Annotated in this window: 3 protein-coding genes; all 3 read right to left on the bottom strand. The window is 74.8% G+C overall.

The genetic code is table 11. The annotated features are described in order from the left end of the window. Window positions 1–1,022, bottom strand: a 1,022-nt coding sequence (locus ACVNF4_RS34505; RefSeq protein WP_461806808.1) for a thiamine pyrophosphate-binding protein, incomplete at its 3' end; no start/stop codon positions are given. Between the two features lie 101 nt (window positions 1,023–1,123). Next, window positions 1,124–1,855 (bottom strand): IclR family transcriptional regulator, encoded by a 732-nt coding sequence (locus tag ACVNF4_RS34500; protein ID WP_461806807.1) that lies wholly within the window; start codon window positions 1,853–1,855, stop codon window positions 1,124–1,126. A 91-nt stretch (window positions 1,856–1,946) separates the two neighbouring features. Continuing rightward, window positions 1,947–2,865, bottom strand: a 919-nt coding sequence (locus tag ACVNF4_RS34495; RefSeq protein WP_461806806.1) for an amidase family protein, incomplete at its 5' end; no start/stop codon positions are given.

Genomic DNA, 2,865 nt, shown 5'->3' with positions numbered 1-2,865 from the left:
GGCGCGGCGGGTGCCCGGCCGGGGAGCAGCGGCAGCAGCCGGCGCAGGGTGTCGGCGGGCTGGGCGAGGAGGGCCGGTGCGGCGGGGCTGCGGTGGGCTTCCTCGGGGTCGTCGGTGACGACGGCGATCCGGGTGCCGGGTTCGGTGAAGTCGCCCTCCGCGTAGGGGTACTGGCGGAAGGCGGCGGCTCCGACGACGAGGACGGCGTCGTGCGGGGCGAGCGCGGCGCGCAGGGCGGGGCGGGCCGCGGGGAGGTGCCCGGCGAAGAGGGGGTGGTCCTGGGGGAAGCCGGCGCGGGCGCCGAACGCCTCCTGGAAGACGGGGCATCCGAGGTGTTCGGCGAGTGCGGTGAGCGTCTGCCAGCCCTCCGGCGAGTCGTTCCCGGCGCCGGCGACCAGGCAGGGTGCCTGGGAGTCGGCGAGGAGGGCGGCCAGCGCCGCGAGCCCGCTGTCGGAGGCGGTGCGTGTGCCGTCGACCTCATGGGGTGCCGCGAGCGGGAGTTCGTCCTCGGCGGGGGCGGCCCAGTCGTCCATGGGGACGACGACCACGGCAGGGCCGCGGCCTTCCCGGGCCTCGTGCCAGGCGCGGGCGAGGGCGCCGGGCACGTCCTGGGGGCGGGCCGGGGTGTGCTGCCAGACCGGGTACTCGCCGGCCAGCCCGTCGAGCTTGCCCGCGAGGAACGGTTCGTGGGCGAGGTGTCTGCGGTCCTGCTGGCCCACGACGACGACCAGGGGCGCCCGGTTCGCGCGTGCGGTGGCCAGGGCGCTGACGGCGTTGCCGTAGCCGGCGGTGGTGTGCAGGAGGACGAGTGCGGGGCGGCCGGTGGCGAGGGCGTGTCCGGTGGCCATGCCGACGACGGAGCCCTCGTGCAGGCCGAGGACGAACTCGATGTCGGCGGGCAGTCCGGCCAGGAACCCGACCTCCGTGGAGCCGGGGTTGCTGAACAGGGTGGTGAGTCCGTACCGGCGCAGGACGTCGAACGCCTGCGTCTTGACGGTGGTGGCCGTGGGACCTGCGGTCATCGTGGATTTCCCCTTTCTGACGGAAGGGGACGCTAGGCGCCGTCAGGTACCCGTGGACACCTGCGCGTTCGCTATGCGAAACGCGCCGTCCACGCGGCGGTTCAGCGCACGCCGGGCAGGATCGCGCCGGAGGACAGCTCGGTGCGCAGCCGTCCCGTGATCAGCCGTGCCGTGTCGAGGACGGCGTCGATCTGGGGCGGGCCGGGGCGTTCGACGGTGTAGAGGATGGAGACGGCGGCGACCGCGTGCCCCGGGGCGGAGACGACGGGGGCGGAGACGGTGGCGAACCCGGCCAGGACCTCGTTGCGGGTGGTGGCGTAGCCGCAGGCCCGCGCCCGGGTCACGTCGAGTCGTTCCCCGGGGCGGGCCGGTTCGGCGGCGAGCATCGCGATGCCGGGACTGCCGACGGTCAGGGGATGCCGGTCGCCGGGGCTGTAGACGGCGCGGGAGCGGGTGCTCTCGACCTCCACGGAGACCAGGGTGACCGCCTCCTCCGCGTCCCTGACGACGAAGAAGGAGGTGAGGCCGACGTGAGCCGCGAGTTTGGCGATCTCGGGTTTGGCGATCCGCTGGAGCATGGGCAGGGTGCGCCGGCCGAGGGACTGGGCGCGGGTGCCGATGACGTAGCCGTGGGTGGTGTGGGCGACGAGGTGGTGGTCCTGGAGGGTGCGCAGCAGCCGGTAGACGATCGAGCGGTGCAGGCTCATCTGCTGGGCCAGTTCCGGGAGGGTGAGCGGAATGTCCGACAGAGCGATGACCTCCAGGAGCCTCAGCCCCCGGTCGAGGGTCTGGACGGAGGGCTTGGCGGTGGCCGGAAGCTCTGGTTCGGTCATGGTCGGTCCTTCCGGTCACCCCCGTCCTCCGGCGGCCGGCTGTCACGGGGGTCTCGCTGCGTCGGAGGGGGCCGAAACCCTCTCCCACTGGTCATCCTGCCGCAGCGAGCAGCCGTTCGACCAGCAGTGCGACGCCGAGAAGGCGACGGTCCGTGCCCGGTGCGCCGTCGAGGGCGAGTCCCACCGGCAGTCCGGGGCGGCTCTGCGCGGCCGGCACGGTGACGCCGGGCAGGCCCGTGATGCTGCCGGGTCCGGTGTTGCGGATGTAGGTGGGGAAGGTGGGCCGTGTGCTGCCGTCCAGCGTCACCTCGTCACTCTCCGTGTCGATCAGCCCGGCGGGCAGGGGGGTGGTGGGGAAGAGGACGGCGTCGGCGGCGCCGAGGATGCGGGCGTACCCCTCGACGAGGACCCGCTGCCGGGCGCGCAGGGCGTCCTCGTACGCCGCGCGGCTCACGGCGAGGGGGGCGTCGCCGAGGACGAAGTCGGCGAGCGCGGCGCGGACGTCGGGGGCGGTGACCTGCGGCAGGCACTCCTCGGGGGCGCGGCCGGTGGCGTCCCTGAGGTAGGGCGGCAGGCTGCGGGCGGCCTCGTACAGGGTGACGGGGAAGCCGATCAGCTCCTCGGCGGTCTCGACGTCGGGGAGCCGTACGGCCTTCAGGGTGACGCCCGCGTCGGCCAGCGTGTCCAGGGCCGCCTTCCAGATCTCGGCGGTGCGGGGGTGGAGGTGTTCGGTGAAGTGGTGTTCGGGGACGGCGAGGACGACGTCGCGCGGGTCGGGGGCGGTCGCGGGAGCGGGGTCGGCGGCCAGGACGGTGTCGAGGACGATCAGGTCGGCGACGGTGGGGGCCATCGGACCGACGGTGTCGCGAGTCGGGGACAGGGGGGTGACTCCGCTGTCGGGGTAGCGGCCGGTGGTGGGGCGCAGTCCGGCGATGCCGGTGAGGGCGGCGGGGACGCGGACGGAGCCGCCGGTGTCCGTGCCGAGTCCGGCGGGCGCGGCCGCGGAGGCG

This window comes from Streptomyces sp. S6 (genome assembly GCF_054880855.1).
This window is presented reverse-complemented; position numbering and strand designations above follow the sequence as displayed.